The organism is Streptomyces lavendofoliae (assembly GCF_014649735.1).
GTDB classification, from domain to species: Bacteria; Actinomycetota; Actinomycetes; order Streptomycetales; family Streptomycetaceae; genus Streptomyces; species Streptomyces lavendofoliae.
In genome coordinates this window covers 56,751-78,650 of record NZ_BMTP01000017.1, presented here as the reverse complement: position 1 = coordinate 78,650, position 21,900 = coordinate 56,751, and the positions used below count along the sequence as shown (strand labels likewise).

Annotated in this window: 18 protein-coding genes and 1 tRNA gene; 13 read left to right on the top strand and 6 right to left on the bottom strand. The window is 74.8% G+C overall.

The features are described from left to right. Nucleotides 1-18 precede the first annotated feature (18 nt). Nucleotides 19-2,295, bottom strand: a complete 2,277-nt coding sequence (locus IE109_RS27215; protein WP_189554005.1) for a TOMM precursor leader peptide-binding protein — start codon at nucleotides 2,293-2,295, stop codon at nucleotides 19-21. Further along, nucleotides 2,292-2,627, bottom strand: coding sequence for a hypothetical protein (locus tag IE109_RS27210; protein WP_189554004.1), 336 nt, complete (start codon nucleotides 2,625-2,627; stop codon nucleotides 2,292-2,294). Before IE109_RS27210 ends, IE109_RS27215 begins: the two co-directional genes overlap by 4 nt. Nucleotides 2,628-2,892: 265 nt before the next feature. Here IE109_RS27210 and IE109_RS27205 point away from each other — a divergent pair, with 265 nt between their 5' ends. From IE109_RS27205 to IE109_RS27165, 9 genes are all read left to right on the top strand, one after another. Next, nucleotides 2,893-3,687 carry an AfsR/SARP family transcriptional regulator gene (locus tag IE109_RS27205; protein ID WP_189554003.1) on the top strand — a complete coding sequence of 265 codons (795 nt, stop codon included), beginning with the start codon at nucleotides 2,893-2,895 and terminating at the stop codon, nucleotides 3,685-3,687. A 45-nt stretch (nucleotides 3,688-3,732) separates the two neighbouring features. After that, a complete protein-coding gene (locus tag IE109_RS27200; RefSeq protein WP_189554002.1) occupies nucleotides 3,733-5,322 on the top strand; it encodes an acyl-CoA carboxylase subunit beta in 1,590 nt (529 codons plus the stop codon). 297 nt (nucleotides 5,323-5,619) lie between these two features. Next, entirely contained in the window at nucleotides 5,620-6,885 is a 1,266-nt protein-coding gene (locus IE109_RS27195; RefSeq protein WP_189554001.1) for a beta-ketoacyl-[acyl-carrier-protein] synthase family protein, read from the top strand. Continuing rightward, nucleotides 6,882-8,102, top strand: coding sequence for a ketosynthase chain-length factor (locus IE109_RS27190; RefSeq protein WP_189554000.1), 1,221 nt, complete (start codon nucleotides 6,882-6,884; stop codon nucleotides 8,100-8,102). The genes IE109_RS27195 and IE109_RS27190 overlap by 4 nt, the downstream gene beginning before the upstream one ends. Before the next feature lie 345 nt (nucleotides 8,103-8,447). Beyond that, nucleotides 8,448-8,717, top strand: coding sequence for an acyl carrier protein (locus tag IE109_RS27185; protein WP_189553999.1), 270 nt, complete (start codon nucleotides 8,448-8,450; stop codon nucleotides 8,715-8,717). A 107-nt stretch (nucleotides 8,718-8,824) separates the two neighbouring features. Next, entirely contained in the window at nucleotides 8,825-10,618 is a 1,794-nt protein-coding gene (locus tag IE109_RS27180; protein ID WP_229891596.1) for an acyltransferase domain-containing protein, read from the top strand. Between the two features lie 2 nt (nucleotides 10,619-10,620). Continuing rightward, complete coding sequence (locus IE109_RS27175) at nucleotides 10,621-10,833, top strand: DUF6059 family protein (protein ID WP_229891593.1); 213 nt, start codon at nucleotides 10,621-10,623, stop codon at nucleotides 10,831-10,833. A gap of 151 nt (nucleotides 10,834-10,984) precedes the next feature. Continuing rightward, nucleotides 10,985-12,343: a trypsin-like serine protease gene (locus IE109_RS27170; RefSeq protein WP_189553997.1), complete on the top strand. Its 1,359-nt coding sequence runs from the start codon at nucleotides 10,985-10,987 to the stop codon at nucleotides 12,341-12,343. Between the two features lie 279 nt (nucleotides 12,344-12,622). Then, nucleotides 12,623-12,991, top strand: a complete 369-nt coding sequence (locus IE109_RS27165) for a DUF488 domain-containing protein (RefSeq protein ID WP_189553996.1) — start codon at nucleotides 12,623-12,625, stop codon at nucleotides 12,989-12,991. Here IE109_RS27165 and IE109_RS27160 read toward each other — a convergent pair. Both IE109_RS27160 and IE109_RS27155 read right to left on the bottom strand, forming a co-directional pair. Further along, nucleotides 12,981-13,850 carry a DMT family transporter gene (locus tag IE109_RS27160; RefSeq protein WP_189553995.1) on the bottom strand — a complete coding sequence of 290 codons (870 nt, stop codon included), beginning with the start codon at nucleotides 13,848-13,850 and terminating at the stop codon, nucleotides 12,981-12,983. The two genes, IE109_RS27165 and IE109_RS27160, sit on opposite strands and share 11 nt — an antisense overlap. Next, nucleotides 13,847-14,623, bottom strand: coding sequence for a phosphatase PAP2 family protein (locus IE109_RS27155; protein ID WP_189553994.1), 777 nt, complete (start codon nucleotides 14,621-14,623; stop codon nucleotides 13,847-13,849). Before IE109_RS27155 ends, IE109_RS27160 begins: the two co-directional genes overlap by 4 nt. Before the next feature lie 160 nt (nucleotides 14,624-14,783). Here IE109_RS27155 and IE109_RS27150 point away from each other — a divergent pair, with 160 nt between their 5' ends. Further along, nucleotides 14,784-15,404, top strand: coding sequence for a TetR/AcrR family transcriptional regulator (locus tag IE109_RS27150; protein WP_189553993.1), 621 nt, complete (start codon nucleotides 14,784-14,786; stop codon nucleotides 15,402-15,404). 91 nt (nucleotides 15,405-15,495) lie between these two features. After that, entirely contained in the window at nucleotides 15,496-16,845 is a 1,350-nt protein-coding gene (locus IE109_RS27145; protein WP_189553992.1) for a cytochrome P450, read from the top strand. Nucleotides 16,846-17,098: 253 nt separating this feature from the next. Here the strand turns inward: IE109_RS27145 and IE109_RS27140 are convergent, their stop codons facing one another. Beyond that, nucleotides 17,099-17,569 (bottom strand): DUF309 domain-containing protein, encoded by a 471-nt coding sequence (locus IE109_RS27140; protein WP_189553991.1) that lies wholly within the window; start codon nucleotides 17,567-17,569, stop codon nucleotides 17,099-17,101. Between the two features lie 123 nt (nucleotides 17,570-17,692). Here IE109_RS27140 and IE109_RS27135 point away from each other — a divergent pair, with 123 nt between their 5' ends. Both IE109_RS27135 and IE109_RS27130 read left to right on the top strand, forming a co-directional pair. Then, nucleotides 17,693-20,359, top strand: coding sequence for an ATP-binding protein (locus IE109_RS27135; RefSeq protein WP_189553990.1), 2,667 nt, complete (start codon nucleotides 17,693-17,695; stop codon nucleotides 20,357-20,359). 53 nt (nucleotides 20,360-20,412) lie between these two features. Next, a tRNA-Pro gene (locus IE109_RS27130) sits at nucleotides 20,413-20,486 on the top strand. A gap of 91 nt (nucleotides 20,487-20,577) precedes the next feature. Here the strand turns inward: IE109_RS27130 and IE109_RS27125 are convergent. Then, the gene (locus IE109_RS27125) at nucleotides 20,578-21,891 is read right to left on the bottom strand and encodes an extracellular catalytic domain type 1 short-chain-length polyhydroxyalkanoate depolymerase (protein WP_189553989.1); all 1,314 of its coding nucleotides are present in this window, start codon (nucleotides 21,889-21,891) and stop codon (nucleotides 20,578-20,580) included. Between the last annotated feature and the right edge of the window lie 9 nt (nucleotides 21,892-21,900).

Sequence of the window (21,900 nt, the reverse complement as noted above, 5' to 3'; positions counted from 1 at the left end):
AGCGACCCGCATCCGAAATCAGACGAACAGCGGAATGGGGTTGAGATCGGCGTACTTGGTGGGGCTGGTGAGCCGTCCGAGACCGACCGGTACGTCGAACAGCCGGCCCGGGGCGAATCTGGCCCAGAAGTGCCGCATCCCCGGGATCACCACTTTCGCCACCGGAAGCCCCACGTCAGGGCGGGTCTGATCGAGCACCAGCAGTTCCATGCCCCGGGCGTGCACCAGAGCCTCGGCGGCCGTGATGTCGTCCCTCAGGTCGCCCCGCCGGAGATAGGTGTAATCACCCGGCACTCGGGGCGTCTCGGCGTGATCCGGTATCAGGTATGGCTGATTCCTGACGGTCGCTTTGAGCAGCCAGGTGCGCGTGTCGCCGTCGAGCGTGTGGAAGTTGCGCGTGTCCGGAGCGGGCGGCAGCAGTTGAGTCATCTCGGTGACCGCACGGCGCAGGGCCAGTCGCGGGTCGAAATGGGCCCCGAAACCCAGGGCGATGTGTTCGGCGGCCGTGTCCCCGCGCCGGGAGACGGCCGCCATCACCGGTATCCCGAAGTCGGCGGTCAGGTCGAGCACCCACATCTCCCGGCGCAGCCGTCCGTACGCCGCGCGCGTTCCGGCGAGCCACGGTTCGTCGAAGGCGTCGAGGTCCACCTCGGGATGGCGGGTGCGGTTGTACCACCACAGGGCCACGGCGTCCCGCTCGACCAGCTCCAGGAAGCCCTGCACGACGGCGTCCTCCAGGCTGCTGCCCGCCGCGTTGCCGTTGGAGTCGGCGAACGGACCGCCGGAGACGGCGTCGGTGTGCGCGTCGAAGTAGAGCATCGACGTGGGCAGGAACCGGTGCGTGCCGGCGGTGAGGGACCACACCGGGGTCCAGTCCGTGGGCGCGAGCGGGTCGAAGCGCCGCGGTACGTACTGGAAGGGCGAGTGCACCGCGTTCCACCGCTCGCGGTGGGCGAACTGCCGTTCGTCGTACAGCTGGCAGTCGTTGGGGTGCAGGGCGGCGTCCCCGAGCCCCCGCAGGGTGTCCCGCACGGTGGGCTCGTCGCCCTGACGGGTCCCGCAGTAACGTTCCACCGCCTCGCACAACGCCCCCACCTCGGCCTCCAGCGGGGTCGTTCCCTTCCCCCCGCTCTGCCCGCGCAGGCCCCCGCGGAGCCCCGCCAGCGAACGGCCCCCGGTGAACGCCAGGTTGCGGCCGGCCACGTACCGGTTGAGCCCCTCCGGAGCGTCGGGCGCCGGCCGCACCTCGGCGACGACGCCGGTGACGGGATCGGCCAGGTGCCGGTAGCGCGCCAGCACGGTCCGGGCGTCGTACGCCCGGTCGTTGCTGCCCTCGGCCTCCGCCTTCGGCCGCGACACCGGCACGAGGGGACGTCGTACCCGGGCCGCCACCAGGCCGGGATCACCGCAGGTGGCGCACTGTGGCCGCCGTGTCACCGGGTGCTGGCGGGTGCGCAGCGTACGGGTGTCCAGGGTACGGACGGCGTTCTGGCCCTCGTAGCGCATCCCCGCCGCCCACTTGGCCGCCTCCAGCACCGCGGTGTGCAGTCCCAGCGCCCGCACGGTGGCCAGCGACGCCTCGGGCACCGGGACCGTTCCCGCGAGCCCGAGGGCGTGCAGAACCGGGGTGCGGGAGGCCCGGTGCCCACGCAGCCGGTGTGCCAGGCACTCCCAGCAGGGCCCCTCGGCCGCCCCGCCGAACACCGGACCCACCCAGGTCTCCGCGCCGCAGGGCTTGGCCAGCAGCCACGGCCGGCCGGCGGCCCGGTGGCGTGTGCCGACCCCGGCCAGCCGGGGGTCGAGGTAGTCGTCGCACAGGACGAGGGTGAGCGCCGCCGGGCCCCCCTGGCCCGGATCGGCGACCCGCAGCCCGGCCGCCAGGCACTCGGCGCGGGCGAGGTCGCTGTCCACCCGCCCCAGCGTCAGCAGCTCGACCTGCGTGCGCTGGAGCGACGCGGAGGCGTCGGGCCCACTGAGGCCGGCGAACTCCCAGTAGGCGTCGGTCGACGCGTCCGCCGCCGGGTCGCGGTAGCCGATGAGGTCGGCCTTCACCAGTTCCGCGATCATCCGGGCCGCTTTGGCGGGACCCAGCACGGCCGACGCCTCGCGCAGCACGTCCGGCAGGGTCCGGGTCCCGTCGAGCAGCGTCACCAGAGTCTGCACGTCCTGCCCCTGCAGAGCGGTGGTGCCCTGCTCGGACAACAGGTAGACGGCGTCGCCGGCGATCGCCTCGACTCGCAGGTGCCTCTTGAAACCGACCGGCAACTCCGTGCCGGCAAGGCCCGGAGTCGTCATGCACGCACCATCCCGGCTTCCCGCGCCAGCGGAACGTAGCAGCGGCAGCCCGCGAGGCCGTCCGCGACCCCCGGCCGGTCCAGGTCCTCGATCACCAGTTCCCGGACGAAGTCCCCGCCCCCGTACACCGGCTCCGCCGCCGGCCCGAACTCCGCGAGCACCGAGGCCGGGTCCGTCATGTACCGCTGCGCCATCTTCGGCTCCAGCCCCGCGAGGGCCGTGAGCAGGGCGGATCGGTGATCGGCAGGAAGGACGCCGGTGGATCCGCCAGGGATGGTCGCCGCGCTGGGTCTGTCCGCCTCCGTACGGGCGGTGGTCATGGTGGTGTTCACGAGAATCCCCCTCATGAGTCGGTCGAACGAACGTGGTGTGTTCGACGTGCCGAGGCCACGGATTCTGCTGCCCGGTGAGTCCGGCGGCACAGTGTGGGAGTCACCACCGCGGTATGACATTTTCATGCCCGCCCTCGTGACCCTCTCACTGGGGCTCCAACACCGCTGATGCCAGGCTCGCTCCAGGCTCCAGAGCTGGGCTCCGGGGCCGGCGGCCGTCCCGTACCGGGAACGGCCGCGGAAACGGGAAGAGGAGGGCATACACATGGAGATCAAGGTCCTCGGACCGCTGGCAGCCCGTGAGAACGGGGTGTCCATCGTGCCGACCGCCGCCAAGCCGCGACAGATACTGTCCCTGCTCGCCCTGCAGGCCGACCGCGTGGTGACCGTCCCGACGCTGATGGCGGAGATCTGGGGCGAGGACATCCCCCGCAGCGCGGCCACCACCCTGCAGACGTACATCCTCCAGCTGCGCCGCAAGCTCACCGCCGCGCTGGACGGCGACCCCACCCGCCAGGCCAAGGACGTCCTGGTCACCCAGCACGGGGGCTACCTCCTCCAGGTCCAGCCCGGCCAGATCGACGTGCAGGAGTTCGGCCGGCTGGCCGCGTCGGGACGCGCCGCGCACGAGGCGGGCGACCACTACGCCGCCTCCGAACTGCTCGGCGGCGCCCTGCGGATGTGGCAGGGACCCGCCCTGGTGGACGTCCGCGTCGGCCCCGTCCTGGAACTGGAGGTGCTGCGGCTGGAGGAGGACCGGATGGCCGCCCTCGAACGGCGGATCGACGCCGACCTGTGGCTCGGCCGCCACACGGAGATCGTTCCCGAACTGCGCGTCCTGGTCGCCAAGCACCCCATGCACGAGAACTTCTGCGCCCAGCTGATGACCGCGCTGCACCGCGCCGGCGCGGCCTGGCGGGCCCTGGAGGCGTACCAGCGGCTGCGCGGCACGCTCATCGACGAGCTCGGCCTGGAGCCCTCGCCCCGGTTGCAGCGGCTGCACCACGCGGTGCTCTCCGCCGACCCGGCGCTGGAGCTGCCGCTGTCGACTACGGGCTGACATCTGCTCCAGTACGTCTCGAGCCGAGCTGCCTACGTTCGGCCGATGACGATCCTCGACGACCTGACGGTCACCCAGGCTGCCCCTGACCTGCGACGAGCCGCCGATGAGCTGCGCCGCCTCAAGGAGGAGGTGAGCCGCGGGCCCGACCCCGAGGCCACCCGGCGGCAGCACGCCAAGAACAAGCTCACCGCCCACGAACGCCTCGAGCTGCTCTTCGACCCGGACACGTTCACCGAGATCGAGCCGCTCCGGCGGCACCGGGCCGTCGGCTTCGGCCTGGAGGACAGGAAACCGCACGGGGACGGCGTCGTGATCGGCTGGGGGCTGGTCCACGGCCGTACCGTCTTCGCCTACGCGCACGACTTCCGCGTCTTCGCGGGAGCGCTCGGAGAGGCCCACGCCGCCAAGGTGCACAAGGTCATGGACCTGGCCGAGGCCGCCGGGGCCCCGCTGGTCAGCCTCAACGACGGGGCCGGCGCCCGCATTCAGGAGGGCGTCACCGCGCTGGCCGGCTACGGCGGCATCTTCCGGCGCAACGTCGCGGCGTCCGGGGTCATCCCGCAGATCAGCGTGATGCTCGGGCCCTGCGCCGGCGGCGCCGCGTACTCCCCGGCCCTCACCGACTTCGTGTTCATGGTGCGGGAGACGGCCCAGATGTTCATCACCGGACCCGACGTGGTGCAGGCGGTGACCGGCGAGAAGATCACCCACAACGGCCTGGGCGGCGCCGACGTCCACGCCACCGCCTCCGGCGTCTGCCACTTCGCGTACGACGACGAGGCCGAATGCCTGGAGGACGTACGGTTCCTCCTGTCGCTGCTGCCCTCGAACAACCGCGAACTGCCGCCACCGGCACGGGGCGACGACTCGCCGGACCGCCGCACCGAGGCCCTCGCCGACCTGGTGCCGGCCGATCCCGGACGCAGCTACGACATCCGGGGCGTGATCGAGGAGATCGTCGACGACGGCGAGATCTTCGAGGTCCACGAGGGCTGGGCGCGCAACGTGGTGTGCGCGCTCGCCCGCCTCGACGGGCACACGGTCGGCATCGTCGCCAACCAGCCGGCCTCCCTCGCGGGAGTCCTGGACATCCACGCCAGCGAGAAGGCCGCCCGGTTCGTGTCGACCTGCGACGCCTTCAACATCCCGCTGGTGACCCTCGTCGACGTCCCCGGCTTCCTCCCGGGCGTCGACCAGGAACACAACGGCATCATCCGGCACGGGGCGAAGCTGCTGTACGCGTACTGCAACGCCACCGTGCCCCGCATCTCCCTGGTGCTGCGCAAGGCGTACGGCGGCGCGTACATCGTCATGGACTCCCGCTCCATCGGGGCCGACCTGTCGTTCGCCTGGCCCACCAACGAGATCGCCGTCATGGGCGCCGAGGGCGCGGCGAACGTCATCTTCCGCCGGGAGATCGCCGCCTCGGACGACCCCGAGGCGCTGCGGGCACAGCGCATCCAGGAGTACAAGTCCGAGCTGATGCACCCCTACTACGCGGCCGAGCGCGGGCTCGTCGACGACGTCATCGAGCCGGCCGAGACCCGCCGCACACTGATCCGCTCGCTCGCCATGCTGCGGGCCAAGAAGGCGGAAGTGCCTGCTCGCAAGCACGGCAACGTCCCCACATGACGGCCCGGCGCGGCTGGTCCATGGGGGCGCGAGCGCCGATCGAGCCGACGGACGTTCCATGGCGTCACCGGAAACGGCGGCACGTCACGAGCGGGCGCCCGTCCGGTCCGGCCGGCCGGGGCGTTCCCACCCCGAACAGCCCCGGCCGCCGTAGTGGCCCGGCCTCCGCGCCGGCGCCGTCCCGCACCGAAACGGCTTCAGCAGTGACACGGACGAAGGGATCGACAGTGGCCCGCACAGTTCCATCCGGCAGGTGCCCGTGGGGGCATTCGGCCCCGTCGAAGGCGAGGTAGCGGCATGCGCAGAGTCGCCATCACCGGACTGGGCGTCGTGGCCCCCGGCGGGGTCGGGGTGAAGGAGTACTGGAACCTCCTCACGGCGGGGCGTACCGCCACCCGCCGCATCTCCTTCTACGACCCCTCCCCGTTCCGCTCGCAGGTCGCCGCCGAGTGCGACTTCGACCCGGCGGCCGCGGGGCTCACCCCTCAGGAGATCCGCAGGCTCGACCGGGCCGCGCAGTTCGCGGTCGTCTCCACCCGCGAGGCCCTCACCGACAGCGGCCTCGACATCGCCGCCCTCGACCCGGGCCGCGTCGGCACCTCGCTGGGCAGCGCGGTCGGCTGCACCACCAGCCTGGAGCGCGAGTACGTGGTGGTCAGCGACGGCGGCCGCAAGTGGAACGTCGACCACGAGTACGCCGTCCCCGAGCTGTACCGGCACTTCGTGCCCAGCTCGATGGCGGCCGAAGTGGGCCGCGCGGCGGGCGCCGAGGGACCGGCCGCCGTCGTCTCCACCGGCTGCACCTCGGGCCTGGACTCGCTCGGTCACGCCGTGGACCTGATCCGGGAGGGCACCGCCGACGTCATGATCGCCGGCGCCACCGAGGCCCCGATCTCCCCGATCACCTCGGCCTGCTTCGACGCGATCCACGCCACCACCCCCCGCAACGACACCCCCGAGAGCGCCTGCCGGCCCTTCGACCGGACCCGCAGCGGCCTCGTGCTCGGAGAGGGCGCGGCGATCCTCGTCCTGGAGGAGCTGGAGAGCGCCCGCCGCCGGGGCGCCCACATCTACGCGGAGATCGCGGGATTCGCCTCCCGTTGCAACGCGTACCACATGACCGGTCTCAAGCCCGACGGCCGAGAGATGGCCGAGGCCATCGACGTCGCCCTCGGCGAGGCGGCCCTCGCCCCGGACTCGGTGGACTACATCAACGCCCACGGCTCCGGCACCAAGATGAACGACCGCCACGAGACCGGCGCCTTCAAGCGCAGCCTCGGCGCCCACGCGTACGAGACCCCGATCAGCTCCATCAAGTCGATGATCGGGCACTCCCTCGGCGCGATCGGCTCCCTGGAGATCGCCGCCTGCGCCCTGGCCATGGAGCACGGTGTGCTGCCGCCCACCGCCAACCTCCACGAGCCCGACCCCGAGCTGGACCTCGACTACATCCCCCTGACCGCCCGCGAGAAGAAGACCGACGTGGTGCTCAGCGTGGGCAGCGGCTTCGGCGGTTTCCAGAGCGCCATGGTGCTGGCCCGCCCGGAGAGGAGAACCGCATGACCACGGCAACCGTGGTGACCGGCCTCGGTGTCACCGCACCCAACGGGCTCGGGACCGAGCACTTCTGGAAGGCCACCCTCGCGGGCGAGTCCGGCCTGGGCCCGGTCACCCGCTTCGACGCCGGACAGTACCCGTCGCGCGTCGCGGGCGAGGTGTCCGACTACGTGGCCGAGGAGCACATCCCGAGCCGGCTGATGCCGCAGACCGACCACATGACGCGCCTCGCCCTCACGGCGGCGGACTGGGCCCTGGCCGACGCCGGCATCGACCCGGAGAAGATGCCCGAGTTCGGCATCGGCGTGGTGACCTCGGCGTCCGGAGGGGCCGTCGAGTTCGGCCAGCGCGAGCTGGAGAACCTCTGGAGCAAGGGCAAGGAGTACGTCAGCGCGTACCAGTCCTTCGCCTGGTTCTACGCCGTCAACACCGGTCAGATCTCCATCCGCCACAAGCTGCGCGGCCCCAGCGGGGTGCTCCTCACCGAGCAGGCCGGCGGCATCGACGCCATCGGCCAGGCCCGCCGCCACGTCCGCAAGGGCTTCCCGGCGGTCATCTCCGGCGGCGTGGACGCGGCCATCTGCCCCTGGGGCTGGGTCCCGCAGATCGCCTCCGGGCTGATGAGCACGGTGAACGACCCCGAGCGGGCGTACCTGCCCTTCGCGGCCGACGCCGGCGGATACGTGCCGGGCGAGGGCGGCGCGATCCTCATCGTCGAGGACGAGCGGTCGGCGCGGGAGCGCGGCGCCACCCAGGTGTACGGGGAGGTCGCCGGGTACGCGGCGACCCTCGACCCGGTCCCCGGCTCCGGCCGCCCGCCGGGGCTGCGCCGGGCCGCCGAGTACGCCATCGCGGACGCCGGTCTCACCCCGGGCGACATCGACGTCGTCTTCGCCGACGCCGCCGGTACGCCCGCGGCGGACCGGATCGAGGCCGAGGCCCTCACCGGGATCTTCGGGGCCCACGGCGTACCGGTGACCGCGCCCAAGACCATGACCGGGCGGCTGCTCGCCGGAGGCGCGGCGCTGGACGTGGCGACGGCCCTGCTCGCCCTGCGCGACGGGGTGATCCCGCCGACCGCGCACGTGACCGAGGCCGCCCCGGAGTACCGCGTCGACCTCGTCACCGGCCAGGCCCGGGAGGCGCGGCTGCGCAACGCGCTGGTCCTCGCCCGCGGGCACGGCGGCTTCAACGCGGCGCTCGTCGTACGGCGCGCCGCCTGACACCGGGCGCACGACACCGGGCCGGCCGGCTTCCGGCGTCGTACGCCCCGCGGAGGGCCGGCGTGCCCCGCCGGATGACGGGCCCGGCGGCCACCCGCAACGGGACCCCCGCGGAACTCCCGCGGAACTCCCGCGGGGCCCGCGCGGGCCCCGCGGATGGGCACCGCCCGCGAGGCGCCTCATGGGCACCGCCCGCGAGGCACCTCCCCGGTGCCTCGCGCGAGCCACCGAGACACCCCCACGACACACCCCCCACGGCACAGCTCCCGCCGGACGCACGTTCAGGAACCGGCTGGGGTCCGACAGGCACCACCCGAGTAGTTCTACGAGAGGACGGCACCGACCATGACCACGACGACCACCACCGTCACCCTGGCCGACCTGACCCGCATGCTCCGCGAGAGCGCCGGTGAGGAGGAGGGCATCGACCTGGACGGCGACGTCATCGACACCCCCTTCATGGACCTCGGCTACGACTCCCTCGCCCTGCTCCAGGTCATAGGCCAGATCCAGCGCGAGTACGGCATCGCGATCCCCGACGACGCCGTCGTCGACGCCGAGACCCCGGGGGCGCTCCTCGCCCTCATCAACGCCGGTCAGGGCACCGCGGCCTGACCCGGTCCCCGAACGCGGCCGCCCTGCCGACATCCCCCGTGGCGGGGCGGCCGCCTCCCACCAGCACTCCGTCAGCGGCCGGAGCCGCGGCCCCACGAGGAGGAAGCATGTCTCTCACGTCGTACAGCGCGGTCGTCCGGCGACTCGTCGTCAGCCCCGGCCCCGCGCACGAGCAGCGGGCCCAGTCCGTGGCCTCCGCCGCCGCCGTCTCCGCCGTGCTCCGCGCCTTCGGCCGGCCACCCGGGGACCTCCCGGTGCGCACGGTCGTCCACATCGGAGCGGCGGCACTCGACCCGGACCTCGGGCCCGAGCACGAGGGGTTCACCGTCCGCACCGCGCTCACCCCCGGCCGCGCGCTGCGCCAGGCGCACCGCGAACTCGCCGAAGGGCGCGCCGACTTCGCCATGGTCGCCGGGTTCGGCGAACCGGACCCGCACACCATCACCGTGTACGCGCTCAAGCGTGCCGCCGAGGCGGTCGCCGACGCCGACCGTGTCCTCGGGGTACTGGACGTCACCGGCGCCGACGAGGACGCCGTCCCGCCGCTGCGCCCGCTGTACCACGGCCACCGCGCCACCGCGCCCGAGCGCCACCGGCTGCTGCTCTGGTCGGGCCGGGACGAGGACGACGAGGCCCGGGTGCGCGGCGAACTGCTGCCGCTGCTGAGCGGCCTGCACAGCGAGGCGTTCCCCGCCCTCCCCACCGCCGTGCCCTGCGGCACGCCGCCCGGGCCGGTGCGCGGGGCGGCCGTCGCCGTCGCCGCGCTCGCCGCCGGCACCGTCCACAAGGCCAAGGCGGTGCGCGCCGACCGGCCCCGGCCGGTCGCCCTGCTCTTCCCGGGACAGGGCTCCCAGCACACCGGCATGGCCCGCGGGCTGTACCGCCGCGAGCCGGTGTTCACCGCGGCCGTCGACGCGGTCCTCTCCCACATGGGGGAGGAGGGCGCGCGGATCCGGGAGGACTGGCTCACGACCGGTGAGCCGCGCGTCCCGGTCGACGACGTGCGCCGTGCCCAGCCGCTGCTGTTCGCGGTCGACTACGCGCTCGGCCGGATGGTCATCGGATGGGGCGTACGCCCCGCCGCCCTCCTCGGGCACAGCGCCGGGGAGCTGGTCGCGGCGGTCATCGCCGGTGTCGTGTCGCTGCCCGACGCGGTCGCCATGGTGATGACCCGGGTCCGGGAGGCGGTGCGCATCCCGGCCGGCGGGATGCTGGCCGTCGCCGCGAGCGAGACGCAGATGCGGCCGTACGTGAACGCGGACGTGGCCGTCGCCGCCGTCAACGCCGCCCAGCAGGTGATGCTCGCCGGATCGGCCGGGCCGCTGGCCGCCACCGAGGCGCGGCTGCGGGCCGACGGCTTCACGGTGGTCACGGTGCCCGCGACGAGCCCCTTCCACTCACCGGCCATGGCCCCCGCGTCCGACGCGGTGGAGGCCGACTACCGGGGCATCGCGTTCCGGGAGCCCGCCCTGCCCCTGTACTCCGGCTACACCGGCGCGCTGATGCGGCCCGAGGAGGCGCTGAGCCCCCGGTTCTGGGCCCGCCAGATCACCGACACCGTCCACTTCCGCCCGGCGCTGGAGGAGTTGGTCGCCATCGAGGACGTCCTGCTCGTCGAGGCGGGGCCGCGCCAGACGCTCACCGCGTTCGCCCGCAGGCACCGGGCGGTCCGGCTCGGCGCGAGCGCGGTCTGTCCGCTGCTGCCCGCCCGCGGCGGCACGGCGGAGGCCGACCGCCAGTCGGTGCTGTCCGCCGCGGCGCGGATCTGGACCGAGGGCCACGACCTCGACATGGACGCCGTGTCACGGCTGTGGACGTGGAGCGACGAGGAGGACGCCGCCCCGTCCGCGGGGGCCGGGGCGGCGGGGCGGCGCGAACCGGCGCCCGCCCTTCGCTCATGAGGGTGGCGGTACGGTTCCTGCGCGGCTGCTACGACGCCCTGGCCGCCGCCGGGTGGCTCTGGCTCGGCCTGCCGATGCCGCCACCGCCGGAACCCCGGCCGGAGCTGCGGCCCCCGCCGCACGGGCACCCCGAGCGGGTGCGGCCGGACCTCCCGCCGAGCGACGCGGAGCTGGCGCTGTGGCACCAGCTGAGGGAGCCGGCGCGGAAACGGTGACCTGGGCGGGCGTTACTCCGCATGGCGGGCGCCGCTGTCTCCCGTAAAGCCGAAGAAACGTTAATTCGACATCGTCGGACGCCCTTTCGGAAACACCTGTGGTTCGGCACGTCTTCCCCGGAAGAGACCCCCCGAACAGAGGTGACACCCGATGCTCCACAGACACGCCACAGCCGCGTGCGCCACCCTCACCGCCGTCGGCGCGCTCGTGCTGGCCGGCTCGCCCGGCGCGGTCGCCGGCGAGGCGCCCGCGCCGCCGTCGACCCCCTCGGTGACCGGCTCGCCCGGCGTCGACAAGCCTTCCCCGGCCCTCCTCGACGCCATGCAGCGCGACCTCGGCCTGACCCGGGAACAGGCCGAGACCCGGCTGAGGAACGAGGCGGAGGCGGGCGCCCGGGCCGGTCTCCTGCGCAACACCCTGGGCGACCGGTTCGCGGGGGCGTGGGTCAGCGGGCCGGTCTCCGCCACCCTGACCGTCGCCACCACCGACACCGCCGACACCGCCGCCATCAAGGCGGGCGGGGCCGAGGCCAAGGTGGTCCGGCACGGACTGAAGCGGCTGGAGGCCGCCAAGGCCAAGCTGGACAAGGGCTCGTTGCGGACCAAGACCACCGACGCCCCCGTCTGGTACGTCGACCTCCGCACCAACAGCGTGACCCTGGAGGCCGCCGAGAACGCCGCCGCCGACGTGTTCCTCACCGCCACCGGAGTCGACCGCTCCCTCGTACACGTCAAGGCGACGACCGAACGGCCGCGCCCGCTGGCGCACGACATCCGGGGCGGTGACGCCTACTACATCGGCACCAGCCGCTGCTCCGTGGGGTTCGCGGTGGTCTCCGGCACCCAGGAGGGCTTCGCGACGGCCGGGCACTGCGGCCAGGCCGGCGCCGCGACCCTCGGGCACAACAAGGTCGCCCAGGGCGTCTTCAAGGCGTCGACCTTCCCCGGCAAGGACATGGCCTGGGTGGCCGCCAACGCCGAGTGGACGGCGACCGCCCAGATCAAGGGCCAGGGCGACCAGAACGTGGAGGTCGCCGGCTCCACCGAGGCCCTGGTCGGCGCCTCGATCTGCCGGTCCGGCTCCACCACCGGCTGGCACTGCGGCACCGTCGAGCAGCACGACACCAGCGTGTCGTACCTCCAGGGCACCGTGAAGGGCCTGACCCGCACCACGGTCTGCGCCGAGCCGGGCGACTCGGGCGGTCCGTACATCTCCGGCACGCAGGCCCAGGGCGTCACCTCCGGCGGCTCGGGCAACTGCAAGGACGGCGGGACCACCTTCTACCAGCCGATCAACCAGCTGCTCCAGGATTACGGGCTGACGCTGAAGACCGGCGCCGCCGACCCGGGCGACGCCGGCAAGACGGTCGCCACCTGGGCGGCCGGCAAGGTCTACCGCGTGGGCGACCAGGTCACGTACGACGGAGTCTCCTACCGGTGCCTCCAGCCGCACCAGGCCCAGCCGGGCCGGCACCCCTCGGGCGCCGCCGGGCTGTGGCAGCGCGTCTGACCGGAGCGGCGGCGGGCGGGGGCGCGGTCCGGCCGTACGGACCGGGCCCCCGCCCCGCGCCACCCCGGCGCCCCACCGCGCGCCGGACCTCGCCGGCGGGCCCCGGCGGTCCGCCACCGGCGGCCGGGCACCCGCGCCCGCACCCTCCCGCGCCCGTATCCCGGCAGGCATCCGCGCCCGAGCCCGCGTCCGCGCACGGGGAAACAGCCGCGAACCGGTCCCGAGCCCGCCCGGAGCCGGTCCCGAACCCACCCCGACCACGAGAGCCGGCCTGGAGCCATGACACGAGCCGCTTCCCGCCCGCGGGTCCGCCGCGTCTACGACCCGCCCGGACCCGGCGACGGGCTACGGGTCCTCGTCGACCGCCTGTGGCCGCGCGGCCTGTCCAAGGCGGACGCGCACATCGACGAATGGCCCAAGTCCCTCACCCCGTCCACCGGGCTGCGGCGCTGGTACCACGCCGCGGAGGGCGACGCGTACGAGGAGTTCCGGCGGCGTTACGAGGCCGAACTCGCCGGGCCCGAGGCCGCCGAGGCGCTCGCCCGGCTGCGCGAACGCGCCCGCGAGGGGCGGCTCACGCTGCTCACCGCCTCCAAGGAGCCCGACCGCAGCCACGCGGCCGTGCTCCTGGAACTGCTCACGGGGTGACCGGACGAGGCTCGGCCTCCGCGGCCCGGGGCGCGGGCACCGGCGCCGGGTGGCCGGCCGTCAGCAGGAGCACCCCGCGCGCCGCCACCGCCCCCGAGGCCGCCGCCACCAGCCACCCGACCGGGCCGGCCCGGAACGTCTCGCCCAGCAGCGCCACGCCGATGACGGCCGCCACCGCCGGGTTCGCGAGGTTCACCACCGCGAGCGGCGCCGCCAGCCCGCCGCGGAACGCCGCCTGCGACAGCAGCAGCCCGCCCGTGGCGAACACCGACACCAGCACCGCCAGCAGCGCCGTCTGCCACCAGGTCATCGGCCCCCCCGGCAGCTCCCGCGCCAGCGACGCGGTGACCGTCTGCGTCAGCGCCGACGCCACGCCCGACGCCGCCCCGGAGGCGGTCGCCAGACCCAGGCCGCGGCCCGCGCGCCGTACCAGCACGGAGATGCCCGCCGCCGTCACCGCGGCCACCGCCAGGGCCTCGGGCAGCGACAGCGCGTCACCCGGCGTCGCCGGGCCCACCACCGCGACCAGCCCCACCAGCCCGCCCAGCGTCCACAGCGCGCCGCGCCACTCCACCCGGGTCACCCGCCGCCGCTCGTAGTACGCCCCGACCGGCAGCGCGGCCACCAGAGTCAGCGCGCCCAGCGGCTGGACCAGGGTGAGCGGCCCGTAGTGCAGCGCCGCGACATGGGTGAGCGCACCCGCCGCGTTCAGCCCGACCGCCCACCACCACAGCGGCCGGGTGAGCAGCGTGCGGGTGCCCTCGCCCCCCGAGGCCAGCCGCGACTGGGCGACCGCCGCCAGGGCGTACCCGGCCGCGGAGGCCAGTGAGAGCAGCAGGGCGAACAGCGTGGCCCTCATCGCGGCACCGCCCACATCCGGGCCGGCGTCGGGCGCCGGACGGCCTCCGGCAGCCGCACCAGCGCGAGGGCGGCACCCAGCAGCAGGCCGGCCACCAGGGCGTCCAGCCAGTAGTGGTTGGCGGTGCCGACGATCACCAGCAGGGTGACCAGCGGGTGGAGCAGCCACAGGGCCCGCCACCGGCCGCGCGTGGCGGCGATCAGCCCGATCGCGACCATCAGCGCCCACCCGAAGTGGAGCGACGGCATCGCCGCGAACTGGTTGGCCATGCCGTCCGTCGCCGGCGTGGCGCCGTACACCGACGGTCCGTAGACCCGCGCGGTGTCGACGAGCCCCGCCTCGGCCAGCATCCGCGGCGGGGCCAGGGGCATCAGCAGGTGGAGTGCGAGACCGGCGGCGGTCAGCAGCGCCAGCGCGCGCCGCGCCCACACGTAGTGGCCGGGGCGGCGCCAGTAGAGCCAGCCCAGGAAGGCGATGGTGGCGGGGAAGTGGACCCAGGCGTAGTACGCGTTGGCGGCGTGCACGAGGGTGCCGCCGTTCATGATCAGGTCCTGCGCCCAGCCCTCGCCCGGCAGGTGGACGGCCCGCTCCAGGTCCCAGACGCGGTCCGCGTTGCCGAAGGCCCGGGCCTCGTGGCCGTTCGCCAGCGACCGGCCCAGTTTGTAGACGAGGAACAGCGCTGTCACCAGCACCAGTTCGCGTACCAGGGGCGGCCGTGGGGCGTCGGTCGTCTCCGGCTCGGCATGACGTGTCCCGGCGGTCCCGGCAGCCATTTCCCGGCCTCATTCGCAGATCAAAACGGAAGCAAACGAGTGAAAGCGTAGATCCGATTTTATCGAGACGCAAGCGTATCGATACGTTTGCGTCTCGATTGGGCACCCCGTAATCTCGTACGTGCAAGCAGGCACCCTCGCCCCTTCCGTGGAGGAACCGATGTCCACGCAGGCCGCCACGGCCGCCCGGACCGGCACGCGCCGCAGCAAGATCGGCCCGGAGCGCGAGCTGGAGCTGTACGGGGCCGTGCTCGACCTGCTGCGGGAGCGGGGCTACGACGCCGTGACCATGGAGGGTGTCGCCGCCCGCACGAAGTGCGGTAAAGCCACCCTCTACCGCCAGTGGAAGACCAAGTCCCAGCTGGTGACCGCCGCCCTCGCCAAGAGCCGGTGCAGTCTGTTCACCGGCATCGACACCGGCTCCCTGGCGGGAGACCTGCGTGCGGCCGCCCTCGCCGCCGCGGGACGCCGGGGCCACGACACCGAACTGATGGAAGCCGTCGGTCAGGCCTACCTCCAGCACCCTGACCTGCGCCGGGCGCTGCGCGAGACGGTCATCAACCCCGAGGTCGCCGCTCTCGACGCGATGCTCCGGCGCGGTGTCGAACGCGGCGAGGTCGCCGCCGACAACCCGGCCATCACCTTCGTCGCGCCCGGCCTCCTGGGCCTGCTGCGTGTCGAGCGGCTCTTCGAGGACCGCTTCGGCCAGGAGGACGCCCTGCCGGCGTACGTCGACGCGGTGATCCTCCCGGCGCTCGGCATCGGCCCTTCGGACACCTGACGGCCACCGCGCCGTCTTCCCGGCGCCGCGCCCCTCGGGCACCATGGGCGGACCGCACCGTGCCCGCACCCCTTCCGTCAGGAGGCGCCGCATGGACCCCACCACCCCCGCGGGCCCCACCCCCCGGCCACCCGCCCCCGTGGTCCCCGCCGCCCCGGGGGCCCGGCCACCGGCTCCCACCGCTTCCGGTGCAGCCGCCGTCCCGTCCGCGCCGGTCGGCGCGCTCGAGGCGCTCCAGCGCGACCCGTACCCGCTGTACGCGCGGGCCCGGCGCACCGCGGGCCTCGTCCACGTACCCGAACTCGACGCCTGGCTCGTGGCCCGCGACGCGGGCGTCCGCGAGGTGCTGCTGCGCCCCGGGGACTTCTCCTCCGCCGGGTCCCTGCGCCCCGACGTCCGGCCCGGTCCCGCCGCGCTCGCCGTCCTCGCCCGCGGCCTCGGCAACCGCCCCACCGTCGTCACCACCGACGGGGCCGCCCACCGGCGCCACCGCGCCCCCCTCAACAGCGGCCTGTCGGCGCCCCGCGTCGCCGCGCTCCTGCCGTACGCGGCCCGGGTCGCCGGCGAACTGGTCGACGGCTTCGCCGCCGACGGCCGGACCGAGCTGATGGCGGCCTACGCGAAGAAGCTCCCCGGCGCGGTCGTGGGGCGGCTGCTCGGCCTCGACCCCGCCGACGTCCCGGCCGCCGTGCACGGCGGACGCCGCGCCGAGCAGCTCCTGTTCCGGCCCCTGACCGAGGACGAACAGGTCGCCGCCGCCGAGGACGTGGTCGCCCTCCAGCACCTCCTGGACGACCTCGTACGCGACCGCCGCGCCCGGCCCCGCGACGACCTCTGCTCCGCGCTCGTCGCCGCGCTCGCCCCCGGCACCGCCCCGCTCACCCCCGACCAGCGCCACGAACTGGTCGCCACGATGCAGAACTTCCTCATCGCCGGGCACCTGACCACCACCGCGCTCATCGGCACCACCCTCCTCCACCTCCTCGACCACCCCGGCCAGTGGGACCTCGTCCGCACCCGGCCGGACCTGATACCGGCCGCCGTGGAGGAGGCGGCCCGCTACGACACCCCCGTGCAGGGCTTCCGCCGCACCACCACCCGCCCCGTCACCCTCGCCGGCACCCGGCTGCCCGCCGGGGCCGCGCTGTTCGTCGCGTACGGCTCCGCCAACCGCGACGAGACCCGCTACGAACGCGCCGGCACCTTCGACATCACCCGGCCGCTCACCCACCCCCACCTCCGTCACGTCGCCTTCGGCCACGGCACGCACGGCTGCCCGGGCTCCCAGCTCGCCCGCGCCCAACTCCGGCTCACCATCGAGCTGTTCCGCCGGCGCCTGCCGGGCCTGCGGCTCGCCGAGGGGTACGACGTGGTGATGCGCCCCACCCTGATACACCGCTCGCCCGAGACCCTCCACGTCACCTGGGACGCACCGGCGTGAGCGGCCTTCCGGCCCCGCCGCACGGGCAACGGGACCCCTGACGGCTCGGAGCGCGCCGACCAGCCGCTCCGCGCGGCGGAGCGTGTGCGCGGCGACCCGCTTGCCGAGCGCGACACCGGCCTCGTCGGCCGTCCGGGCGGTGAATGCCCGAGTACAGCGCCACCAGGGCGGCAGGGGCCGCCACCGTCACCGCACCTGCCCGCCCCGCCCCCTGCCGCACGGCCACCGCCACCGCCACCGCCACGCCCGGCTCTCAGCCGAGGAGCCTCGGCGCCCGCGCCGACGGGTCCACCGGCCCGTCCAGCCCCTCGGCCAGCGACCGCGCCCAGGCCACCAGGCCCGCCACGTCGATGCCGTGCGGCCGGTGGGCGTACGCCGCGATCCGGTCCGCGCCCCGGAGCAGCAGCCGGGCCCCGCCGGCCGTGTTGCCCCGGGCCGCGTGCGTCAGGCCGACCGCCAACTGGGCCAGGCCCCGCCACAACTCCCGCTCCTCCCCGGGGGCGGACTTCCAGGCGTCCTCCAGGACCTCGTGGGCGTGGAAGGGCATCCCGGAGTCCAGCAACCGCTGCGCCTCCCGTACGGATTCGTCCGGCGTGCGCACCACGCCCTCGGGCTGCCGCTCCACCCCCTCCGCGCCGTACGGCAGGGGGCGCCCCAGCCCGTCCCGGGGGCGCGCGTTGCGCGCCCGCCCCTCCTCGTCCCGGTCCCTCCGTGTGCTGTCCACGCCCCGATTGTCACCCGTCCGGCGGGTGGCGTCCTCACCGTGTCCGCCGACCGGGGGACCGGGCTACCCTCGGCTTGACACGGAGTGTGGGGACTCGACGGGTACGCGTGGGGAGGGAAGGCGATGCCGCCGTCCCGGCCGGAACACCGGTTCGCCGTAACGCTGTTGGAGCGTGAGCCCGAGCTCGCCGCGGCCGCCCGTGCCGTGGAGGCGCTGTGCGGCCCGGCCGCCACCGGCGGCCTGCTGGTCTACCGGGGCGAGGCCGGCATCGGACGCACGGCCCTGCTCGCGGCGGTCCGCCGGATCGCCGGGGACCGGTGCACGGTCAGCGGAGGGTGCGGCGGGGAGACCGTCACCTCCGTGCCCTTCCACCTCGTACGGCAACTGCTGCGCCCCGTGCTGGCCGGCCTCACCGACGACCGGGTGCGGCGCCTGCTCGGCGACTGGTACGAGGTCGCCGCGCCCGCCCTCGGCCTCACCGCCCCCGGAGCGCGGGCGGCCGACCCCCAGGGCGTGCGCGACGGACTGGACCGGTTCGCCGCGCGGCTCGCCGAACGCCACCGGACCCGGCCCCTCGTCCTGCTCGTCGACGACGCGCACTGGGCGGACAGAGAGTCTCTGGGGTGGCTCGCCTCGCTGGCGGTGAGCCTGCCCGGCCTGCCGCTGCTCGTCGTCCTCGCTCACCGCGCCGATCCGCCGCCCGCCTCCGCCCGCCTGCTCGACCGGCTCGGTGAAGCCGCCCGGCTGCGGGTGACCCTGCACCCCCTCAGCCCCGGAGCGACCGCCGAACTGGCCCGCGCCACGCTCGGCGACCGGGCGGACGACCCGTTCTGCCGCGAGGTGTGGGCGGTGACCGGCGGCAACCCGTACGAAACGGTCGAGCTGCTCGCCAGGGTCCAGGACCGCATGCTCGACCCCGTCGAGCGGTCGGCGGGCCTGCTGCGCGACCTCGGCACCTCCTCCCGCGGCAGCGGCCTCGTCAGCCGGCTGGAGCGCCTCGGCACCGGCCCCACCCGGCTCGCCTGGGCAGCCGCCGTGCTGGGCACCGGCATCACGCCCGGCCTGGCCGCCTCCCTGGCCGGGATGACCACCGCCGAGGCCGCCGACTGCGCCGAACGGCTGCGCCGGGCCCGTATCGTCACCGGCTCCGAACCGCTGGAGTTCGCCCACCCGCTCATCGCCTCCGCCGTATACCGCTCCATCCCGCCCGCCACCCGCACCGCCCTGCACGGCCGGGCCGCCTGGGCCGTCGCCGGCGCGGGCCTCGGAGCCGCGGCCGCCTCCCGCCACCTGCTGGAGGTCCACCCGGACGACGACGAGGAAGTCGTCGCCCAACTGCGCGAGGCCGCCCGCGAGCACCTCGCCGTCGGCGCCCCGGAGGCCGCCCGCCGCTGCCTGGAACGCGCCCTCCAGGAGCCCCCGCCGCCCCACCTGTACGCGCGGGTGCTGTACGAACTCGGCTGCGCCGCCCTCCTGACCTCGCCGGCCGCCACCGTGCGCCACCTCCGCTCCGCGCTCGCCCTCCCCGGCCTCGACGGCGAGCTGCGCACCGACGCCACCTGTCGCCTCGCCCAGGCCCTCGCCCACAACGACCAGCTGCGCGAGGCCGCCCACTCCGTCGCCGCCGAGGCCGCCCGCGCCCCCGAGGGACCCGCGCGCACGCGCCTGCGGGCGGCCCACTTCATGTACGAGGCTTTCCGGGCCACCGAGGAGGACGGAGCCGGCCGCTCCCGCCGGCTCGCCGAGCTCGCCGACCACCTGCCCGGCGCCGACAACGCCGAGCGAGCCCTGCTGTCCCTGCGGGCCTTCGACGCCATGCTGCGCGGCGAGGACGCGGAACACGTCCTCCGGCTGTGCGACCGCGCCCTCGTCGGCGGCCGCCCGGCGCGCGGTCTGGGCTGGACCGACACCGAGTGGGGATTCGAGACCCCCGCCGTGGTCGGCGTCGCCTACGCCTTCACCGACCGCCCCGACCGGGCCCTGGACCTGTTCGAGGAAGCCGTACGCGCCTACGAGATCTCCGGCTGGAGGGGCGCCCACCTCGCCTTCGCGCACACCCTCGTCGGCCTGGCCCACCGCCGCCGCGGCGCGCTCGTCGAGGCCGAGGGCTTCCTGCGCGAGGGCCTCCGCCTCGCCGGCCGCGTCGGCAGCGGCCTCCCGGTCCAGTGGGACGCCGTCTGCCTGCTCGTCGACACCCTGCTCGCCCGGGGCCGGGTCGCCGAGGCGCGCGACGTCGCCACCCGCCACCGTTTCGGTCCGCCGTGGCCGAGCGCCATGATCCTGCCGGACGCCCGCTGCGTCCACGCCCGCCTGCTTCTCGCCGAAGGCCGTACGGGGGAGGCGGTCGCCGAGCTGGAGGACGCCGGCCGGGCCTTCGAGGCCCGCGACCGGCACAACGGCCTGTGGGCGCCCTGGGCCTTCGACCTCGCACGCGCCCTGGCCGAGGACGACCCCGCCCGCGCGGCCCGGCTCGCCACCCGCGCCAGGGTCCGGGCCGAGCGCCTCGGCACCGACACGGCCATCGGCGAAGCCCTCCGCTGCGCCGCCCTGTTCGCCCGCCCCGAGGAGGCCGTCCCGCTCCTCGCCCAGGCGGTCCGCCACCTGGCGGCCTCCCCTTCCGCGTACGAACACGCACAGGCCCTGCACCAGTACGCCCTGGCCGTTGGCCGCCCCGAGGACCTCACCCGCGCCTCCGGCCTGGCCGCCGCCTGCGGCGCCGACGCCCTCGCAGCCCGCGCCCTCGCCGACCGGGCCCGCCTCACCCGCGACACGGACCCCGCCCCGGAGTGAGGTAATCTTTTCCCTGCGCGTTCACCCCGGCGGCAGCCGAGGCGCCCGCGCATCGGGACGTGGCGCAGCTTGGTAGCGCACTTGACTGGGGGTCAAGGGGTCGCAGGTTCAAATCCTGTCGTCCCGACTTGCGGAAACGCGAGCCGGAGGCCGTAGCGGAGAGATCCGCTACGGCCTCTTGTCGTCGGCCCGGACGGCTCGGACAGCCCGGGGACCGGTCAGGCGGTGGAGCAGGTGGCGCCGTTCAGTGCGAAGGCGGCCGGCCGGCCGGTGTCGCCGGTGTGGCGGGCCTGGAAGCCGAGCTGGACGCTCGCCCCGGCCGGGATCGTGGCGTTGTAGGGGGCGTTCGTCGCGGTCACGGTGCCACCGGCCGGGCTGTAGGTCGCGCCCCAGCCGGAGGTGATGGTCTGGCCGGCGGGCAGGGTGAAGACGAGCGACCAGGAGGTGAGCGGCGCGCTCCCGGTGTTGGTGAGGGCGACGGTGGCGGTGAGGCCGGTGTTCCAGGAGCTGGTCGTGTAGGCCACGCGGCACGCCCCGGGAGCCGGGTCCGGCGGCGGGGTGGTGGTGCCGTCCAGCCCGAAGAAGGTGATCACCCGCGCCGCCATGCCGCCGGAGGGCAGGGTGTGGCCGGCCCCCTGGACGCTGATCGCCTCGACGGGGGTCTGCGCTCCGGTGCCGCCGTAGCGCGTGCGGGTCCAGTCGGCCTGGGGGCGGTCCGTCGCGGCGGGGGTCCGGCTCACGCCGTGGACGTCGGTCCACTGGTCGATCTGCTCGGCGAAGTTCGGGTACCGCAGGGTACTGTCCTCCGTGCCGTGCCAGATCTGCATCCGGGGCCGGGGTCCCGTGTGGCCGGGGTGGGCGGCGCGTACCAGGTCGCCCCACACCCGAGGCGTCCGGTCGACGGTGCCGTTGGCACAGGCGCTGTTCCACCCCGATCCGTCGGTGGTGGCGAAGCAGGAGTGCGGTACGCCCATGAAGGCAGCGCCCGCCCGGAAGACGTCCGGGTAGTTGCCCAGCAGGACGTTGGTCATCATGGCGCCGGAGGACGCGCCGGTGACGTACGTCCGCGCGGGATCGGCGCCGTGGTGCTGCCGCACGTATTCGATCATGGACCTGATGCCCACGGGATCGCTGCCCCCGTCGCGCCGCAGCGCCTGCGGCGAGGAGACGTCGAAGCAGTTGCCGCTCCTGGTCGCCGAGGGGTAGACGACGATGAAGCCGTACCGGTCGGCCAGCGGGGCGAACTCCGTACCGGCGTGGAAGGCCGGGCCGGAACCCGTGCAGTAGTGCACCGCCACCAGTACCGCCGGGCGGGGCCGGACCGTGTCCGGCACGTACAGGTGCATGCGCAGGTTGCTCGGGTTGGGACCGAAGCCGGTCACCTCGGTGAGCGTGGCCGCCGAGGCGGGGGGCGCGGCGACGGCGAGCAGGAGTCCCGCGAGGAGGGGCAGGACGGCTGCCAGCAGCGCGGTGAGCCGGGCTCTCCGCGACCGCTTCCCGGCGGTCGCCGACCGGGTCGGGTTCTCGGACATGGGGCGCTC